Source organism: Streptomyces sp. NPDC005794 (assembly GCF_042871445.1).
Classification (GTDB): domain Bacteria; phylum Actinomycetota; class Actinomycetes; order Streptomycetales; family Streptomycetaceae; genus Streptomyces.
Genome location: NZ_JBIAIN010000019.1, coordinates 89,518 through 107,886, shown reverse-complemented (window position 1 = coordinate 107,886; position 18,369 = coordinate 89,518). Strand labels below are relative to the sequence as shown.

General features: G+C 68.5%; 14 protein-coding genes and 1 tRNA gene. 7 read left to right on the top strand and 8 right to left on the bottom strand.

Annotated elements, in window-relative coordinates; all coding sequences use genetic code 11:
• Positions 1-37: 37 nt before the first annotated feature.
• Together ACFYQ5_RS27525 and ACFYQ5_RS27520 are read right to left on the bottom strand one after the other, a co-directional pair.
• Positions 38-1,108, bottom strand: coding sequence for an ankyrin repeat domain-containing protein (locus ACFYQ5_RS27525; protein WP_389201367.1), 1,071 nt, complete (start codon positions 1,106-1,108; stop codon positions 38-40).
• A gap of 38 nt (positions 1,109-1,146) precedes the next feature.
• On the bottom strand, positions 1,147-2,049 hold the full coding sequence (locus tag ACFYQ5_RS27520; RefSeq protein WP_389201365.1) for a hypothetical protein: 903 nt from the start codon (positions 2,047-2,049) through the stop codon (positions 1,147-1,149).
• A gap of 412 nt (positions 2,050-2,461) precedes the next feature.
• Between ACFYQ5_RS27520 and ACFYQ5_RS27515 the strand changes: the two genes are divergently transcribed.
• Positions 2,462-3,238: a S1 family peptidase gene (locus tag ACFYQ5_RS27515; RefSeq protein ID WP_389201364.1), complete on the top strand. Its 777-nt coding sequence runs from the start codon at positions 2,462-2,464 to the stop codon at positions 3,236-3,238.
• Between the two features lie 6 nt (positions 3,239-3,244).
• Here ACFYQ5_RS27515 and ACFYQ5_RS27510 read toward each other — a convergent pair whose 3' ends face one another.
• On the bottom strand, positions 3,245-5,047 hold the full coding sequence (locus tag ACFYQ5_RS27510) for a beta-galactosidase family protein (protein WP_389201362.1): 1,803 nt from the start codon (positions 5,045-5,047) through the stop codon (positions 3,245-3,247).
• A gap of 157 nt (positions 5,048-5,204) precedes the next feature.
• Here ACFYQ5_RS27510 and ACFYQ5_RS27505 point away from each other — a divergent pair, with 157 nt between their 5' ends.
• The 4 genes from ACFYQ5_RS27505 to ACFYQ5_RS27490 all read left to right on the top strand — a co-directional run bounded on the left by ACFYQ5_RS27505 (position 5,205) and on the right by ACFYQ5_RS27490 (position 11,331).
• Positions 5,205-5,528, top strand: a complete 324-nt coding sequence (locus ACFYQ5_RS27505) for a chorismate mutase (RefSeq protein WP_389201361.1) — start codon at positions 5,205-5,207, stop codon at positions 5,526-5,528.
• A 138-nt stretch (positions 5,529-5,666) separates the two neighbouring features.
• On the top strand, positions 5,667-8,258 hold the full coding sequence (gene pepN, locus ACFYQ5_RS27500; protein ID WP_389201359.1) for an aminopeptidase N: 2,592 nt from the start codon (positions 5,667-5,669) through the stop codon (positions 8,256-8,258).
• Between the two features lie 224 nt (positions 8,259-8,482).
• Positions 8,483-9,886, top strand: coding sequence for a pyridoxal phosphate-dependent decarboxylase family protein (locus ACFYQ5_RS27495; protein ID WP_389201357.1), 1,404 nt, complete (start codon positions 8,483-8,485; stop codon positions 9,884-9,886).
• Positions 9,883-11,331 (top strand): lysine N(6)-hydroxylase/L-ornithine N(5)-oxygenase family protein, encoded by a 1,449-nt coding sequence (locus tag ACFYQ5_RS27490; protein WP_389201355.1) that lies wholly within the window; start codon positions 9,883-9,885, stop codon positions 11,329-11,331. The genes ACFYQ5_RS27495 and ACFYQ5_RS27490 overlap by 4 nt, the downstream gene beginning before the upstream one ends.
• A 146-nt stretch (positions 11,332-11,477) precedes the next feature.
• On the opposite strand, the gene ACFYQ5_RS27485 is transcribed toward ACFYQ5_RS27490, so the two are convergent.
• Entirely contained in the window at positions 11,478-13,289 is a 1,812-nt protein-coding gene (locus ACFYQ5_RS27485; protein WP_389201353.1) for a bifunctional metallophosphatase/5'-nucleotidase, read from the bottom strand.
• Positions 13,290-13,537: 248 nt separating this feature from the next.
• Between ACFYQ5_RS27485 and pyk the strand changes: the two genes are divergently transcribed.
• Positions 13,538-14,971, top strand: coding sequence for a pyruvate kinase (pyk, locus tag ACFYQ5_RS27480; protein ID WP_389201352.1), 1,434 nt, complete (start codon positions 13,538-13,540; stop codon positions 14,969-14,971).
• Positions 14,972-14,981: 10 nt separating this feature from the next.
• Here the strand turns inward: pyk and ACFYQ5_RS27475 are convergent, their stop codons facing one another.
• Both ACFYQ5_RS27475 and ACFYQ5_RS27470 read right to left on the bottom strand, forming a co-directional pair.
• Complete coding sequence (locus ACFYQ5_RS27475) at positions 14,982-15,761, bottom strand: helix-turn-helix domain-containing protein (protein WP_389201349.1); 780 nt, start codon at positions 15,759-15,761, stop codon at positions 14,982-14,984.
• A 111-nt stretch (positions 15,762-15,872) separates the two neighbouring features.
• Positions 15,873-15,945, bottom strand: a tRNA-Leu gene (locus ACFYQ5_RS27470).
• Positions 15,946-16,045: 100 nt separating this feature from the next.
• On the opposite strand from ACFYQ5_RS27470, the gene ACFYQ5_RS27465 reads away from it, so the two are divergent.
• Positions 16,046-16,702, top strand: a complete 657-nt coding sequence (locus ACFYQ5_RS27465) for a response regulator (RefSeq protein ID WP_359466249.1) — start codon at positions 16,046-16,048, stop codon at positions 16,700-16,702.
• 64 nt (positions 16,703-16,766) lie between these two features.
• Here ACFYQ5_RS27465 and ACFYQ5_RS27460 read toward each other — a convergent pair whose 3' ends face one another.
• Together ACFYQ5_RS27460 and ACFYQ5_RS27455 are read right to left on the bottom strand one after the other, a co-directional pair.
• Entirely contained in the window at positions 16,767-17,483 is a 717-nt protein-coding gene (locus ACFYQ5_RS27460) for an ABC transporter ATP-binding protein (RefSeq protein WP_389201346.1), read from the bottom strand.
• The gene (locus tag ACFYQ5_RS27455) at positions 17,480-18,367 is read right to left on the bottom strand and encodes an ABC transporter ATP-binding protein (protein WP_389201466.1); all 888 of its coding nucleotides are present in this window, start codon (positions 18,365-18,367) and stop codon (positions 17,480-17,482) included. The genes ACFYQ5_RS27460 and ACFYQ5_RS27455 overlap by 4 nt, the downstream gene beginning before the upstream one ends.
• Positions 18,368-18,369: the final 2 nt, after the last annotated feature.

Here is an 18,369-nt window from a genome sequence, read left to right as displayed (position 1 = left end):
GGTGACCGGCTCCCGCCGGTCACCGCACCCATTTCTTTCATTCCCCGGGCGCACCCGCGTACCGGTCGAGCGCCCGCGCCGCCGCGTCGGCCACCGCCGGGTCCGGAGACCCGGTCAGCTCCCGCAGCAGCGGAACCGCACGCGCGGCGAACGGCTTGTCGCCGGTACGGAATCCGAGCCGCGCCAGCACATCCACACCGAACGCCTGCCGCAGCGGATCCTCGCCCGCCGTCCACGCGGACGCCGCCTGGAACGTCTCCTCGTCGCCGCGCAGCCACAGTGTCCCGACCGTCACCAGCCAGTTGTCCAGACCGGGGCCCCCGCCCCGCAGCGCCCGGGCGGCCAGCTCCTCGAACGGGGCCCGCAGACCCAGCTCGTTCTCCAGGAGCGTCGCGATCGCACCGTGCCCCGTCTGCAGGTCCTGGGACGCGAACGGCTCCCCGCCCCGCAGTAGTTCGACCGTGACGGTCACCCCACCGTCCACCGGTGCCCGGCGCACCGCACTCTCGTGGCCCCCGTCCCCGTACGCGCGCCGCAGCCCGTCACGCAGCTCCTGCTCCACGTCCACCGTGAGCATGCGCCTGGCCTCGTCCAGCGCGGGGGAGAGGCCACGGGCGCCGTGCCGGAGCAGCGCCCGCACAGTCTGCACCGATCCCCGCCGGGCCGCGACCACCAGCGGCACCTCGCCCTGCGGGCCGGGAAGACCCGGGTCCGCGCCGTGGGCGAGGAGGGCCTCCGCGACCCGCGCATGACCGAGGCCCGCCGCCCAGCGCAGCGCGGTGAAGCCGAACGCCTCACTCAGGTCCGGATCGGCCCCGGCGGACAGGAGCGCCCCGACGACCTCCGCCTGGCCGGCGCACGCCGCCCCGCACAGCGGAAGATCACCGGCCTCCGGGCCGCTCGCCCGGTTCGGGTCCGCGCCCGCGGCCAGGAGCAGCCGGACCGTGCCGGGCAGGTCCTGCACGGACGCCAGGTACAGCGCGGTCGTCCCCTCCTCGTCGCTCGACTCGGCGGAAGCGCCCGCACGGAGCGCCCGTACGACGGCGTCCTCGTCGTCGTACAACGCCTCGAAGAGGCTGCTCGCACCCCCCGCCGGACCGTTCGTCATACACCGACCCTACGACCTGCCCGGTACGGGCCGGTTCCTCAGGTGTCGCATTCCAGGACGGTGCGGCACAGGCCGCACCGGGCCCGCGTCCGGCCCCGGACCGGGACCCGGACGCGCTGGTGGCAGGTGGGGCAGGCGAAGGAGACCCGGAGCCCGTCCGCCCCGCTCTCGAAGGAGTACGGAACGGACGGGTCGGGTGCGAGGCCCGGGTGGTCCCCGGCGTAACGGCGGTCCTTGGCGTAACGGCGCCTGCCCGCCCACCCCGCCGTCGTCAGCGGCGGCCGCTGAAGGTCACGCAGCGCCTCGGCCCGGCCCTTGGTGTACGCCGTGTACGCCTGGGGGCTGGTGAACCACACGGACGGGTCCTCACCGAAGACCATCGCGCGCTTGGCGAGGACGTATCCGAATTCCTCGGGCGTGAGATAGCCGAGTTTCTGGCTGGAGACCGCGTCCTGACGGAAGGCGTCCAGCAGGAGCCAGCCCGTACCGAGATAGGCCGTCACGGTGTCCGTGAGGATCTCGTTGTCGCGGGTGCCGGGGAGCTCCAGGCCCAGCCGGTGCAGCAGCACATGGGTGATCTCGTGCGCCAGCGCGGCTCCGATGTCCCTGCGGTGCGTACGGAAACGGTCGTTGAGTTCGATGAAGTACTCCGGCCCTGCGGTGAGTTCGACGCTCGCGGCGTGGTCCATCGGCCGGAAGCCGACGACGATCCGGGCCTGCGGCAGACGCAGGTGCTCCACCAGGGCGCCGGCCACCCGCTGGGCGCCCGGATACAGCTCGTCCACGTCGGAGAAGGCGGCGTCGGCCGGGGTGAGGCTCGTGGAGTAGGCGCGCACACCGTCGGGGGAGAGCCTCCGGTAGAGCGCGGTGATCGCGGACCGGACCGCGTCGAGGTGCGGGAACCCGTGGACGACCGGGCCGCCGTTGCTGCCGTCGCTCACGTCGGGACCCCCATCGATGACGTTCAACGGACCTTCACTTTAGAGGTCGCGCGGCTAGGTGGGGCGGCGTCGCGTGCCGATGGGCCGGCGGTGTTGTCGTCACTCGACGACGCTCCGCGTCGCTTCCCTCCTCCGCCGTGCCGGACTTGCCCCTCGCCCCGCTCCTTCCTCCACCCCACCTGTCCGCGCGGCCTCTGAGGCCGGTCCGGGCGGAACCGGCCCATCGGGCAGTAGTTGATCTTGGCTGAAAACCCTGCCTTGTGGCAGCGGTGATCGCATCCCGATAATCGGATCGCTCTTGTCGGGGGCATGTCTAAAAATTGTTCGGTTCTGTGCCCCTGACCAGGACACGCATGCCCGCACGCCTGCAGCAACACCCACCCCGGCCCCCACCCGAAAGCAGGCTCAAGCCGTGAAGCAGCTTCTGCGCACCCTCAAGAGATGCTCCGTCATAGCCGCCGTGGCCCTCGCCACCCTCAGCCTCCAGCCGTCGAACGCCTCCGCCGCCCCCGCACCCGTCGTCGGCGGAACCCGCGCCGCCCAGGGCGAGTTCCCCTTCATGGTCCGGCTCTCCATGGGCTGCGGCGGCGCCCTCTACAGCCCGACCGTCGTGCTCACCGCAGCCCACTGCGTCAGCGGATCCGGCAACAACACCTCCATCACCGCCACCGCCGGAGTCGTCGACCTCCAGTCGTCCTCCGCCGTCAAGGTCCGCTCCACCAAGGTCCTCCAGGCACCCGGCTACAACGGCGTCGGCAAGGACTGGGCACTGATCAAGCTCGCCCAGCCCATCAACCAGCCCACCCTGAAGATCGCCACCACCACCGCCTACGACACCGGCACCTTCACCATCGCCGGCTGGGGCGCCGCCACCGAGGGCGGCGGCCAGCAGCGCTACCTCCTCAAGGCCAGCGTCCCCTTCGTCTCCGACGCCACCTGCCAGCAGGCCTACGGCAGCGACCTCGTGGCCAGCCAGGAAATCTGCGCCGGCTACGTCAGCACCGGCGGCGTGGACACCTGCCAGGGCGACTCCGGCGGCCCCATGTTCCGCAAGGACAACGCCGGAGCCTGGATCCAGGTCGGCATCGTCAGCTGGGGCCAGGGCTGCGCACAGCCCGGCTACCCCGGCGTGTACACCCAGGTCTCGACGTTCGCCTCCGCCATCGCCTCGGCGGCCGCGACCCTCTGACCCGGATCACCCCAGCTCCTCCCCGGGGGCACCCGTCCTGACGGGTGCCCCCGGACCCAGCTCCACGAACGGCTCCCCGGCCTCCTCCAGCTCCAGCACCCACACCTCGTTGACACCCTCACGGAGCACCGGCCCCGGGACGTACAGCACCCGCCCGGGCCCCACCGACCAGTAACGACCCAGGCAGAAACCGTTCACCCAGACGAACCCCCGTGCCCAGCCCGGGAGCTCCAGCCCCGCGTGACCGGTCCCCGATACGTCGGACACCTCGAAGAAGCCCCGGAACAGACCCGTACGCCCCACGCCCCCGGCATCCCCGAACCGCACCCCGGCCACCGCCCCCGGCTCGTCGAACGCATCCAGACGCAGCGCCCGCGCCCGCACCCCGTGCAGGAACTGCCGCTCGTGCAGCACCCCGCCCGTGATGCCCTTCGACTCACCCAGCCGCGGCCCGTAATTGACCCGGCCCAGCGACTCCACCCACAACTCCACCTCGGCCGGACCCGCCACCGGCTCCGCCAACGTGTGCTCCTCCTCCGTCAGCACCCCCGCCCGCACCCCGTCGACGTACACCACCGCCCGGTCCCGCAACCCCGCGACCCGCAACGGATACGCCTGCCGCGGCCCCGGCACACCCACCCGGTAACGCACCAGACCACGATCCACACCCAGCTCCTCGAACGTCGGCGGAACTCCCCACTCCGCCGTCTCCGGATCGCCCAGCACCTCCAGCACATCCGGCAACGCCGCACCCTGCGTCAACTCCACCCGCACCGGGCGCAACCCCACCGGCTCCGCGGGCAACGCAGGCAGCGGCCCCTGCCCGTACTCCTCCAGCACCTCCCGCATCGCCCAGAACTTCTCCGTGGGCCGCCCGTACTCATCGATCGGCGCGTCGTAGTCGTACGACGTCACCGTCGGCACCAGCCCCTGATCCTGCAACGGGCCGGAACGGTTCGCCCCCGACCACCCGGCGAAACTCGTCCCCCCATGAGCCATGTACACATTCACCGAAGCCCCGCACTCCAGGATCTCCCGCAACGCCCGCGCCGTCTCCGCCGGATCACGCACCACAGGCTCGGCACCCCACTGCCCGAACCAGCCGCACCAGAACTCCATACACATCAACGGCCCCCTCGGCCGATGACGCCGCAGCACCCCGAACGCCTCCCGCGCCCCCGAACCGAAATTCGCCGTGGCGAGCAGACCCGGCACCGAACCACCCGACAGCATGTGGTCCTCCGGCCCGTCCGACGTGAACAGCGGAACCGTCACCCCACACTGCCGCAACAACCCCGCCAACCACTCCAGATGCACCCGGTCCGAGCCATAACTCCCGTACTCGTTCTCCGCCTGCACCATGATCACCGGACCACCCCGGGTGATCTGCCGGCCCACCACCTGCGGCAACAACTCCCCGAACCAGCGCTCCACCGCCTCCCCGTACCCCACGTCCCGGGTCCGCACCCGCCGGCCGAACCGCCCCGTCACCCACGCGGGCAGACCCCCGTTCTCCCACTCGGCACAGATGTACGGACCCGGACGCACGATCGCCCGAAGCCCCGCCCCGTCCACCGCGTCCAGGAACCGGCCCAACGCACCCACATCCCGGAACACACCCGGCCGCGGCTCATGAAGATTCCACGGCACATACGTCTCCACACAGGTCAGCCCCATCGCCCGCATCATCGACAGACGGTGCCCCCACTGCGCCTCATGCACCCGGAAGTAGTGCAACGCCCCCGACAGCAACCGCACCGGCTCCCCGTCGAGCAGAAAGTGATCGTCCCCCACGCTGAAATCAGTCATCGCGCTCGTACGCTCCTGTGTGCGAGATCCATAACGGCCCCACAGCATCGCGTCCCGACACCCCACCGGTCCACGCCCCCACCCGCCGGAGGCGACAGAAGACAGCCCGCCCCCGCCGTCACCCACCCCACACCCGGTGCGTCTAAGCTCGCTGACCATGACCACGAGCGACACCGACGAGTACGTCACCGCCGAACTGAACCGGCTGCGCGGGAGCATCGACAACATCGATGCCGCAGTCGTCCACATGCTCGCCGAGCGTTTCAAAGCCACCCAGCAGGTAGGCCACCTCAAGGCCGAACACCACCTGCCCCCCGCCGACCCCGCCCGCGAAGCCCGCCAGATCGCCAGACTGCGGCAGCTCGCAGAGAGCGCCAGACTCGACCCCGCCTTCGCCGAGAAGCTCCTCAACTTCATCGTCGCCGAGGTCATCCGCCACCACGAACGCATCGCCGAGGAAACCGCAACACCCGACGCCTGACCCCACGGCGGGCCCGACGCCCCGGCCTGGGCCCCCGCAACACACCCGCACACCCCCGCCGGCCGACCCCCACCGCCCGCCGTCAGCCCTGCGAGAACCCACTGCACAGCCCCGGACCCGTACGGCAGCATGGGCGCCATGTCCGTACTGACGCGCAACGAAGCGCAGACCCGCGCCCAGCTCCTCGACGTACACCGGTACACGGTCGACCTCGACCTCACCACAGGCCAGGAGACCTTCGACTCCAGAACCGCCATCCGGTTCACCGCCCACACGGCCGGAGACACCTTCGTCGAGATCAAGCCGGAAACCCTGCGCTCCCTCAGCCTCGACGGACAACCGCTGGACCCCGAACGCCTCGACGGCAACCGCTACCCCCTGGACCGCCTCACCACCGGCCCCCACGAACTCACCGTCGACGCCACCATGCGCTACTCCCGCACCGGCGAAGGCATGCACCGCTTCACCGACCCCGCCGACGGCGAAACCTACGTCTACACCCAGCTCTTCATGAACGACGTCCAGCGCGTCTTCGCCGCCTTCGACCAGCCCGACCTCAAATCCGTATTCGACCTCACCGTCACCGCACCCACCGGCTGGACCGTCCTCGGCAACGGCACCACCACCCAGGCCACCGAAGGCCGCTGGACCATCACCCCCACCCCACCCATCTCCACCTACCTCGTCGCCGTCGCAGCAGGCCCCTGGCACTCCGTCACCACACACCACGCCGGCCTCCCCTTCGGCATCCACTGCCGACGCTCCCTCGCCCCCCACCTCGACACCGACGCCGACGAGATCCTCGACATCACCCGCGCCTGCTACGACCGCTACCACGACAAATTCGACGAACCCTACCCCTTCGACTCCTACGACCAGGCGTTCGTCCCCGAATTCAACGCCGGCGCCATGGAGAACCCCGGACTCGTCACCTTCCGCGACGAATACATCTACCGCTCCGCCGTCACCGACACCGAACGCCAGACCCGCGCCATGGTCATCGCCCACGAAATGGCCCACATGTGGTTCGGCGACCTCGTCACCCTCACCTGGTGGGACGACATCTGGCTCAACGAGTCCTTCGCCGAATACATGGGCTACCAGACCCTCACCGAAGCCACCCTCCCCCAAGCTCCCAACTCCGATCGAGCAGGGCAGACCCCATTCCCCGACACCTGGGTCGAATTCGGCGTCTCCCGAAAGGGCTGGGGCTACGACGCCGACCAGCGCCCCACCACCCACCCCGTCGCCCCCGACCCCGACGCCGTCCCCGACACCGCCTCCGCCCTCCTCAACTTCGACGGCATCTCCTACGCCAAAGGCGCCTCCGCACTACGCCAACTCGTCGCCTGGCTCGGCGAGAAGGACTTCCTCGCCGGCATCAACACCCACTTCGCCCGGCACAAATTCGCCAACGCCACCCTCGCCGACTTCATCGACAACCTCACCACCGCCACCGACCGCGACGTCCACACCTGGGCCGCCTCCTGGCTCCGCACCACCGGCATCGACACCCTCACCGCCCACGTCGAAAACACCGGCAACAGCTGGAACCTCACCGTCGACCACGCCGGCAACCGCCCCCACCGCATCACCGTCGGCGCCTACGACCACAGCCTCGACACCCAGACCGGCACCGAACAACTCACCCTGCGCCGCCGCTTCGACCTCGACATCCCCCAGGACAACGCCCCCACCACCCAGCCCGGCCGGCGCCCCGACCTCGTCGTCCTCAACGACAACGACCTCACCTACGCCAAAATCCGCCTCGACCCCGACTCCTGGAACACCGCCCTCACCCACCTCTCCGGCATCCCCGACCCCCTCACCCGCGCCCTCCTCTGGAACACCACCCGCGACATGGTCCGCGACGGCGAACTCCACCCCACCGTCCACCTCACCGCCGCCCGCACCCACCTCCCGCACGAAACCGACCCCGCCCTCGTCCAAGGCGTCCTCGCCTTCGCCGCCACCCACATCGCCGACCGCTACCTCCCGCCCCAGGACAGGCCCACCGCCCTCACCACCCTCACCTCCCTCTGCCGCGACCTCCTCCGCCGCACCGAAGGACTCACCGCCAAGGACTGGGAACAAGGTTCCGGCACCACCACACCCGGCAACCCCGCCCCCGGCCTCCGCCTCACCGCCGTACGCCACTTCATCGACGCCGCCACCCAACCCGACACCATCCAGGACTGGCTCCGCGAAGGCACCGTCCCCGGCGGACCCGAACTCGACCCCGAACTCCGCTGGCGCATCCTCACCCGCCTCGCCGTCCTCGGCGCCACCGACGAGACCGCCATCGCCCACGAACTCGACAAGGACCCCAGCGCCACCGGCCAGGAAGGCGCCACCCGCTGCCGCGCCGCCCTCCCCACCCCCGAAACCAAAGCAGCCGCCTGGCACGCCATGTTCACCGACGACACCCTGTCCAACTACCTCTTCACCGCCACCGCCCAAGGCTTCTGGCAGCCCGAACAGAGCGAACTCCTCCACCCCTACACCGCCCGCTACTACCCCGACGCCATCGCCCTCGCCGCACGCCGCGGCCCCGCCATCGCCGAAGCCGCCGGACGCCACGCCTTCCCCGCCCACGCCATCGACCCCGACAGCCTCCACCTCGGCGAACAAGCCCTCCACAACCCCGCACTCACCCCCGCCCTGCGCCGCAAACTCACCGACCAGCTCGACGACCTCCGCCGCGCCCTCGCCGTACGCAACGCCCACTGACCAGCACCCACCACCCACCGCCACCGTGCCCGGCCCCTCACGAAGGGAGCCGGGCACAGCCGTACGAACAACGAACGCTTATACCAGCCCCGCAGCCCCCAACACCCCCACACCGAACCGCAGTACCCCTTTCGAGTTCAGATCGTTGGGCTCTGCGGCCGCCCCCTCCGCACCCCGGACAAGCTGGCACCACCACCCATGCCCACCCGAAGGACCACCCCCCCATGCCCACCCCACCACCCCTCGCCGGAGGCACCGCAGGCCCCACCCACCTGCGCCCCCTCATCGACACCGTCCTCGCCGCACTCCACGACGGCGCCACCCGCCGCAACGGCCCCCTCCCCGCCGGCGGCCCCGACACCGTCACCGAAAAACTCCACCACACCACCGGCCCCCTCATCCCCGACCACGGCACCGGCGCCCACCACGCCCTCCGCACCCTCGTCACCGCACTCACCGAAGGCGCCGCCGACCCCGCACACCCCCACTGCGCCGCCCACCTCCACACCCCACCCCTCGCCCTCGCCGCAGCAGCAGACCTCGCCGCATCAGCCCTCAACCCCTCCATGGACTCCTGGGACCAAGCCCCAGCCGCCTCCGCCCTCGAAACCGCCCTCACCACCGCCCTCGCCGCCGAGATCTACCCCCAGACCCCCCACCCCGACGCCCTCGTCACCACCGGCGGCACCGAAGCCAACCAACTCGCCCTCCTCCTCGCCCGCGAACGCCACGGCCCCGTACAAACCATCTGCGCCGCCAACGCCCACCACAGCATCACCCGCGCCGCCTGGCTCCTCGGCCTCCCCCAACCCGTCGTCATCCCCGCCCCCACCGGCGTCATGAACCCCACCGCACTCCACGACGCCCTCACCCACCACCAAGGCCCCCTCCTCGTCACCGCCACCGCAGGCACCACCGACACCGGCCAGATCGACCCCCTCACCGACATCGCCGACCTCACCACCACCCACGGCGCCGAACTCCACATCGACGCCGCCTACGGCGGCCCCCTCCTCTTCAGCCCCACCCACCGCCACGCCCTCCGCAGCCTCCACCGCGCCCACAGCGTCACCCTCGACCTGCACAAACTCGGCTGGCAACCCGCCTCCGCCGGCATCCTCGCCGTACCCCACCACCACGACCTCCACCCCCTCCACCACCACGCCCCCTACCTCAACGCCGACGACGACACCGACGCAGGCCTCCCCGACCTCCTCGGCCGCTCCCTCCGCACCACCCGCCGACCCGACGCCCTCAAAATCGCCGTCACCCTCCAAGCACTCGGCCGCGACGGACTCGCCGACCTCATCGACCGCACCATCGCCACCGCCCACCACCTCGCCGACCTCATCGAACGAAACCCCACCCTCGAGCTCTACGACCGCCCCACCATCAGCACCGTCCTCTTCCGCCCTACCCACACCGACGACACCACCGTCGCCACCATCCGCCGCACCCTCCTCAACCAAGGACACGCCGTACTCGGCCGCGCCCGAACCGACAACCGCCTCTGGCTCAAAGCCACCCTCCTCAACCCCCACACCACCCCCGACGACCTCCAGCAGCTCCTCACCCTCGTCACCCACACCCACACCCGCACCACCACGGAAGGCAGCACCCCCCGATGACCGACCGGACCACCCCCGAAGGCCACCGGACCCACGACCTCATCGGCATCGGCCTCGGCCCCTTCAACCTCTCCCTCGCCGCCCTCACCCACGGCATCCCCACCACCCCCGGCAACACCCCCCTCACCACCGCCTTCTACGAACAACGCCCCGCCTTCCACTGGCACCCCGGCCTCCTCATCGAAGGCGCCACCCTCCAAGTCCCCTTCCTCGCCGACCTCACCACCCTCGCCGACCCCACCAGCCCCTGGACCTTCCTCAACTACCTCCGCACCCGCGACCGCCTCTACCCCTTCTACTTCGCCGAGCAATTCCACATCCACCGCGCCGAATACGACGCCTACTGCCGCTGGGTCAGCGAACAACTCCCCACCATCCACTTCAACCACCAGGTCGACGCCGTCCACTGGAACGCCGACCACTCCCACTTCGAAGTCGACTACACCCAACTCGACCCCGACGGCGAAGCCGAAGCCCGCGGCCGCACCCACACCCGCCACATCGCCCTCGGCGTCGGCACCGCACCCTTCATCCCCGAACCCCTACGCCCCCTCGCCGAAGCCCCCGACATCCCCGTCATCCACTCCGCCGACTACCTCCACCACCGCGAAGAACTCCTCCGAGCCGACCACATCACCGTCATCGGCTCCGGCCAGTCAGGCGCCGAAATCTTCCTCGACCTCCTCCGCGCCCGCCCCCGAGGCATCGAAAAAATCCACTGGCTCGCCCGCACCCAGGCCTTCGCACCCATGGAGTACTCAAAACTCGGCCTCGAACACTTCACCCCCGACTACACCCAGTACTTCCACGCACTCCCCGAACACGTACGCGACACCCTCGTCCCCCAACAATGGCAACTCCACAAAGGCATCGACACCGACACCATCGCCGCCATCCACGACGAGCTCTACCGACGCACCCTCCACGGAGGCTGGCCCGACGCCACCCTCACCCCCGGCGTCAGCGTCCGCACCGCAGGCCGCCTCTCCGGCAGCGGCACCCGCATCGAACTCCACCTCGAACACACCCAACAAGCCACCCGAAGCCGCCTCACCACCGACGCCGTCGTCCTCGCCACCGGCTACCGCGAACGCCCCCTCGACACCCTCCTCACCGGCATCGCCCCCCACATCCGCCGCGACACCCAAGGACGCCCCCGCATCCACACCGACTTCCGCCTCGACCTCGACCCCGCCCTCACCGGCAACATCTACGTACAGAACGCCGAACGACACACCCACGGAGTCGGCGCACCCGACCTCGGACTCGCCGCCTGGCGCAGCGCCACCATCCTCAACAACGTCACCGGCACCACCCCCTACCCCCTCCCACAGCGCACCGCCTTCACCACCTTCGGCCTCACCCCCCACACCGCCCCCGCCACCCCGGCCACCCCCATTCCCGGACAAGGCACCCCACCCACCCCCCTCACCCAGGACCACTGACCACTGACCACTGACCACCGACCACTGACCACGCAAAAGGCGGCCGCCCTCCCGAAAGAGAACGGCCGCCACCCCACCACCTGCCACAACCCGCTCAGAACACCCGCTCAGAACACCCGCTCAGAACACCCGCTCAGAACACCGGCTCAGAACACCGGCACACCATCCCGCGTCAGACGCCAGCCCACCGAAGCGAACTCCGCCGGATCCACCGACCCCCTCGCCTGAACCCACCCGATGATCGTGTTCCGAATCTCATCCGAATTCGCCCACAACTGCTTCGCACCCGGCACATGCGGAAAATTACCGCCACCACTCGCCCGATAATTGTTCACCGCAAACACGAACTGCGCCGCCGGATCCACCGACGCACCATCGAACGACAACCCCACGATCCGCGAACCAACCGGCTGTGCGATATCGACGTCATACGTCACACCCGACACCACATCATAGTTGTAATCCGGAATACCCCCCGCATTCGTCAACTCCGACGTATCCACCGGCACACCCGCAGCCGTCCGCACGTAATACGCCGCCGAGAACTCAAGATAATCCTTCAACTGCGCACCCGTCAGGAGCCGCGCCTCCAACGTGTTCTCGAACGGATACAACCCCGCCGCATCCTTGATCGTCACCTCACCCGCAGGAATCCCCGCCGTACGCGAGAAACACGCCGCCTGCGACAGCACCGGCAACGCCGCATACTCCCCACCGGCCAACGCCGCCTTCACCGTCTCCGCCTGCACCAGATTGATCAGATCGATGACCGGCTCGTCCTTCCACGGAGCATCCGCCGTCGACATCGCCGCCACCGACGTACCGATCACCTGATTGACATACGCCACCACCTTCTCGTGCTCAGCCCCGAGCAACGACGTGATCCGCGAATCCTCCTCCACCGTGTTCGAGTTCAGCACCGAAGCACCAACCTTCTCGACCACCCAGCGACCCTTCCCCCACACCAGATCGAAGTCGAACAGCGTCAACCGCTGCCCCCACTTCAACGGCTCCGAAAGAACAACCCGCTTCCCCGTCTCCTTGTTCGTCACGAAATACTCAGGAATCTCCGAGTGCGCGTGACCCACCAGAATCGCATCGATCCCCGGCACCTGCTCCGCCACCAGACCCGCCGCATTCTCGACGTACGGCAACTGATCCCCGTACGACGACGTACCCGACGAACCCGAATGCGCCGAAACAATCACCACATCCGCACCCAGCGAACGAAGCTTCGGCACCCACTTCGCCGCCTGCTCCTCAAGACCCGGGAACACCATCTTCCCGCCCACATTCGCCTTGTCCCAGATCGCGATACCAGGATTCGTCAACCCCAGCACCGCCACCCGCACATCACGACCGAACGGCGTACGCACCCGCTTGATCACATACGGGGCGAACGCCGGCCGGAGCGTCTTCGCGTCCAGCGCATTCGCACCCAGCAGCGGAAAATCACACTGCTCCTCGAACTTCCGCAGAACCGGAATGCCGTAATTGAACTCGTGATTCCCGAGCGCCGCGGCGTCATAACCGATCTTGTTCATCGCCTGCGCCATCGGATGCACCGGACCACGCTTCGCGGTGATCGGGTCGACCTTCGCGTAGTAGTACGACAACTGGGTGCCCTGGATCGTGTCACCCGCATCGATCAGCAGCGTGTTCCGGCGGCCCCGGTCCTCACGGATCTGATCCACCAGCGTCGAGATCTTCGCCAGACCGACGTCGTTGTGCGCCTTGTCGTCGAACTCCTGATCAGTGAAGTAGTCCCAATTGAAGACATTGCCGTGCAGATCCGTCGTCCCCATCACCGTGAACGAGTACCGCTTCGACGGACGCCCATGGCCCCGCGCCTCCGGCTCCGAGGCAGCCGCAGGCCCCGCACCGACCCCACCCGCCAGCGCCACACCCGCACCGGCGACAGCCGAACGGCCCAGAAACGTCCTACGGTTCAACGGCATCCTTGACTCCTCGTTCGAGCGAACAACGCGCGTAGATTCTGGCCCAGCCACCCCCACCCGCAACACCCCGCACAGGTTTCGATCTGGTGACCGACAATCACCGCACAGCCCACCTGCGCGGCCGGCGCACGCTCATCGGAGCACCCCTCCGCACAATTCAACAGTCAGCAACAACCCTTCACTCAAAGGCCGTTGAGCAGTCATGCGCAGACAAATACCTACCCGCAGGTAAGGTCTAGGCTCGAACCATGCGCCGAGCGAAAATCGTTTGTACTCTGGGACCCGCAACCGACACATACGACCAGATCAAGGCACTCGTCGAAGCGGGAATGGACATCGCCCGCTTCAACCTCAGCCACGGCACCTACGCCGAACACGAAGAGCGCTACCACCGCGTACGCAAAGCATCCGAAGAAACCGGCCGCAGCGTAGGAATCCTCGCCGACCTTCAAGGCCCGAAGATCCGCCTCGGCCGCTTCGCCGAAGGCCCCGTACTCCTTGAACGCGGCGACGACTTCACCATCACCGTCGAACCCATGGAAGGCGACCGCACCACCTGCGGCACCACCTACGACGGCCTCGCCGCCGACGTCACCGCAGGCGAACGCATCCTCATCGACGACGGCCGCGTCACCCTCGAAGTCACCGCAGTCGACGGACCCCGCGTCCACACCACCGTCATCGAAGGCGGCATGGTCTCCGACCACAAGGGACTCAACCTCCCCGGCGTCGCCGTCTCCGTCCCCGCACTCTCCGAGAAGGACATCGAAGACCTCCGCTGGGCCCTGCGCACCGGCGCCGACGTCATCGCCCTCTCCTTCGTACGCACCGGACGCGACATCGACGACGTCCACCGCATCATGGACGAGGAGGACCGCCGCCTCCCCGTCATCGCCAAGGTCGAGAAGCCTCAGGCCGTCGACAACATCGACGACATCGTCGCCGCCTTCGACGGCATCATGGTCGCCCGCGGCGACCTCGGCGTCGAAATGCCCCTGGAGCAGGTCCCGATCGTCCAGAAGCGCGCGATCAAGCTCGCCAAGCGCAACGCCAAGCCGGTCATCGTCGCCACCCAGATGCTCGACTCGATGATCGACAACTCCCGGCCCACCCGCGCCGAAGCCTCCGACGTCGCCAACGCCGTCATCGACGGCACGGACGCGGTGATGCTCTCCGGCGAGACCAGCGTCGGCAAGTACCCCGTCGAGACGGTCCGCACGATGGCCCGCATCGTCGAGGCGGCCGAGGAGGACATCCTCGCCAAAGGGCTCCCGCCCCTCACCGACCGCAACAAGCCCCGCACCCGGGGCGGCGCGGTCGCCCGCGCGGCAGCCGAGATGGGCGACTTCCTCGGCGCGAAGTTCCTGGTGGCCTTCACCCAGAGCGGCGACACGGTCAAGCGCCTCTCCCGCTACCGCTCCCCGATCCCGCTCCTCGCCTTCACCCCGGACAAGGCCACCCGCGCGCAGCTGAACCTGACGTGGGGTGTGGAGACGTTCCTGGGGCCGCACGTGGAGTCGACGGACGCGATGGTGGCGCAGGTGGACGAGGAACTGCTGCGGATCGGCCGCTGCCAGAAGGGCGACATCGTGGTCATCACGGCCGGCTCCCCGCCCGGAGTCGCCGGCTCCACGAACCTGGTGCGCGTGCACCACATCGGCGAGGACGACAGCCCGAAGTAGGTAACGGTCGTCAGTACTTCGGCCCGACGTGAGCGTCCATGAGTGCCACGGACGCCCGTCGGGCTACGGAGATGTTGTACTTCCTGCCTGCACGGGTGCAGTGCGTCCACTCGATGCCGAGACTGTCCAGAGTGTCGGTGTAGAGCTGCCGGATGTCGTCGGAGACGTTCGTGAACCAGTACCGCGGGTACTCGTACCGTTTGCGGATGCCGCCGACCATGCGGGTCGTCCAATTCATGCTCCGGCAACCGTCGGAGTGGACGAGTCCGCGGACGAATTCCCATGGGTGCGCGTCGACGATCTCCTGTTGCCAGACTTGGAGGACGATCGGACGTTCGTGCTTCTTACCCGGGCCATGCTGAGGGAAGACGCATGTCCAGTGCTTGCCGTAGGACTTCACTTCGACGCAGCCGCCTTTATGGCGTCGCCCGGTACGTGGCATGGTCATCACCCTGCGCATTGCCGACTCCGCCTCATCGACCAGCCCGGGCCAGGTCTCGTCACAGAAGATCGACAAGTGGTGCTGCTTGGGCTTCGAAGTGATGTGGCCGTCGCCCAGATAGAGGCCGAGAAGGTACGCGTAGGCGACGCGGTCAACGTCCCGGCCGGTGCAGACCGGGCAGTCTGCGGGCTGCGCGTACGGCACGCCACGTCTTTTACGGTCCTCGTGCAGCCACCAGCCGATCGTTCCACGAGGCACGCTGAGGAGTTCTGCGGCCGCTCGATTGGTGATCCCGCTCCGCAAGAGCGTGAGCGCTTCGTCACGTAACGATGGATTGTGCTGTTCCATGCGACGGAGTCTCGTGCGACGTCCGTCCGTCTGTGTCAGATTCGAAGGCGCGTTCACTGGCAAGAATGAAGATCGCCAATTGGCTGATCAACCTTGGAAAAGAAGGAGAAGTGCCCCGAGTCGGATTCGAACCGACGCTGTATGGGTTTTGAATCCATCGCCTCTGCCGCTGGGCTACCGGGGCTCCTTCGAAACGAAGGACTCGGAAGACCCTCCGTGCCTCAAACATACCGTAACTAGGTAGGCTCTTGGGAGCTGCACCCCTGTCTTGACCAAGGAGCCCCGTGACCACCCCCGAGTCGCCCCAGCCCGTAGACGCCGCCGACGACGACAAGTCGCACGTCCCGCCGCTGACGACCCGCGTCGTCATCGCCGAGGACGAGGCGCTCATCCGCCTCGACCTCAAAGAGATGCTGGAGGAAGAGGGCTACTCGGTCGTCGGCGAGGCCGGGGACGGGCAGCGGGCCGTCGAGCTGGCTCGGGAGCACCGCCCGGATCTCGTGATCCTCGATGTGAAGATGCCGGTGCTCGACGGTATCTCCGCCGCCGAGAAGATCACCGAGGAGTCCATCGCCCCGGTCCTGATGCTGACGGCGTTCTCGCAGCGGGATCTGGTCGAGCGGGCGAGGGACGCCGGGGCGATGGCGTACCTCGTGAAGCCATTCAGTAAGAGCGACGTGGTCCCGGCCATCGAGATGGCCGTGTCCCGGTTCGCGGAGCTGAAGGCGTTGGAAGACGAGATCGCGGATCTTTCGCAGCGGCTGGAGACCCGGAAGCTGGTGGACCGGGCGAAGAGCATTCTGCAGACGGACTACGGGTTGTCCGAGCCGGCGGCGTTCCGCTGGATCCAGAAGACGTCGATGGATCGCCGGATGTCGATGCAGCAGCTGGCGGAGGCGTTGATCGAGGACGCCGAGGAGAAGAAGAAGGCGGCCGAGTAGCCGGTACGGACGTACGAGAAGGGCCCGCCCCGGGGGGGCGGGCCCTTCTCGTTGTGTGGGGTGCTCAGTCCTCGCCGAGGTAGGCCTTGCGGACCGACTCGTCGTGGAGCAGGTCGGCGCCGGTGCCGGAGAGGACGACCTTGCCGACCTCCATGACGTGGCCCTGGTCCGCGAGGGAGAGGGCTGCCTGGGCGTTCTGCTCGACGAGCAGGATCGTGGTGCCCGACGCCTTGAGTTCGACGATGGTCTCCATGATCTTCTGCATCATGATCGGCGAGAGGCCCATGGAGGGTTCGTCGAGCATGAGCAGCTTGGGCTGGGACATGAGTGCGCGTCCCATGGCGAGCATTTGCTGCTCGCCTCCGGAGAGGGTTCCGGCGGCCTGCTTCCGGCGTTCCCCGAGGATGGGGAAGAGGTCGTAGGCGCGCTGGACGTCCTTCTCGATGCCTGCCTTGTCGGTGCGGAGGAAGGCGCCGAGCTGGAGGTTCTCCGCGATGGTGAGGCGGGGGAAGATGTGGCGTCCCTCGGGGGAGTGGGCGAGGCCCAGTGCCACGATCTTGTGGGCGGGGATGCCGGTGAGGGGCTTCCCGTCGAAGAGGATTCGGCCGCCGGAGGGCTTGAGGAGGCCGGAGAGGGTGCGCAGGGTGGTGGTCTTGCCCGCACCGTTGGTGCCGATGAGGGTGACGACCTGGCCGGCTTCGACGCTGAAGGAGATTCCCTTGACGGCTTCGATCTTGCCGTAGGCGACCCTGAGGTCTTCGACCTCGAGCAGTGCGGTCACTGGCCTTCCCCTTCTGTGCTGGTGGTGCGCTTCGCCTTGTCCGCCCCAGGGGTTTCGGCCTCGGCGGGTGCGGGAATGTCCGCCTTCTCGGGGGAGTCCCCTTCGAAGGGGGTGCCGAGGTAGGCGGCGACGACGCGTTCGTCGCCCTGGACGACGGCGGGTGTGCCTTCGACGAGCTTCTCGCCCTGGACGAGGCAGGCGACGCGGTCGCAGAGGTTGAAGATGAAGCGCATGTCGTGCTCGATGACGAGGACGGCGATGCCCATGTCGCGGATGGCGAAGATGAGTTCTTCGGTGACGCGGGTTTCCTGCGGGTTCATGCCGGCGGTGGGCTCGTCCAGGAGGAGGAGGCCGGGGTCGCTGGCGAGGGCGCGCGCGATCTCCAGCTTGCGCTGGTCTCCGTAGGGGAGGTTGCGTGCGAGGTGGTCGGCCTTGTCCTGCAGGCCGATGAACTCGAGGAGTTCCATGGCGCGTGCGTGGGAGGCGGCTTCGGCCCTCTTGAACCCGGGGCCGCGCAGGAGTGCGGACCAGAGGCCTTCCTTGGTCCTGGTGTGGCGTCCGACGAGGACGTTTTCCAGGACGGTCATGTTGGCGAAGAGCCGGATGTTCTGGAAGGTTCGGGCGATGCCCGCCTGGGTGACGAGGTGGGGCTTGGGCGGGAGGACGGTGCCCTTGTAGCGGACCTTGCCCTCGGTGGGGACGTAGAGGCCGGTGAGGCAGTTGAAGAAGGTGGTCTTGCCCGCGCCGTTGGGGCCGATGAGGCCGACGATCTCGCCGGCGTTGACCTTGAGGTCGACGTCGCGTACGGCGGTGAGGCCGCCGAAGCGCATGGTGACGCCGCTCGCGTCCAGGACCGGCGTGGTGGTTTCGGTGGTGGTCGTCATGT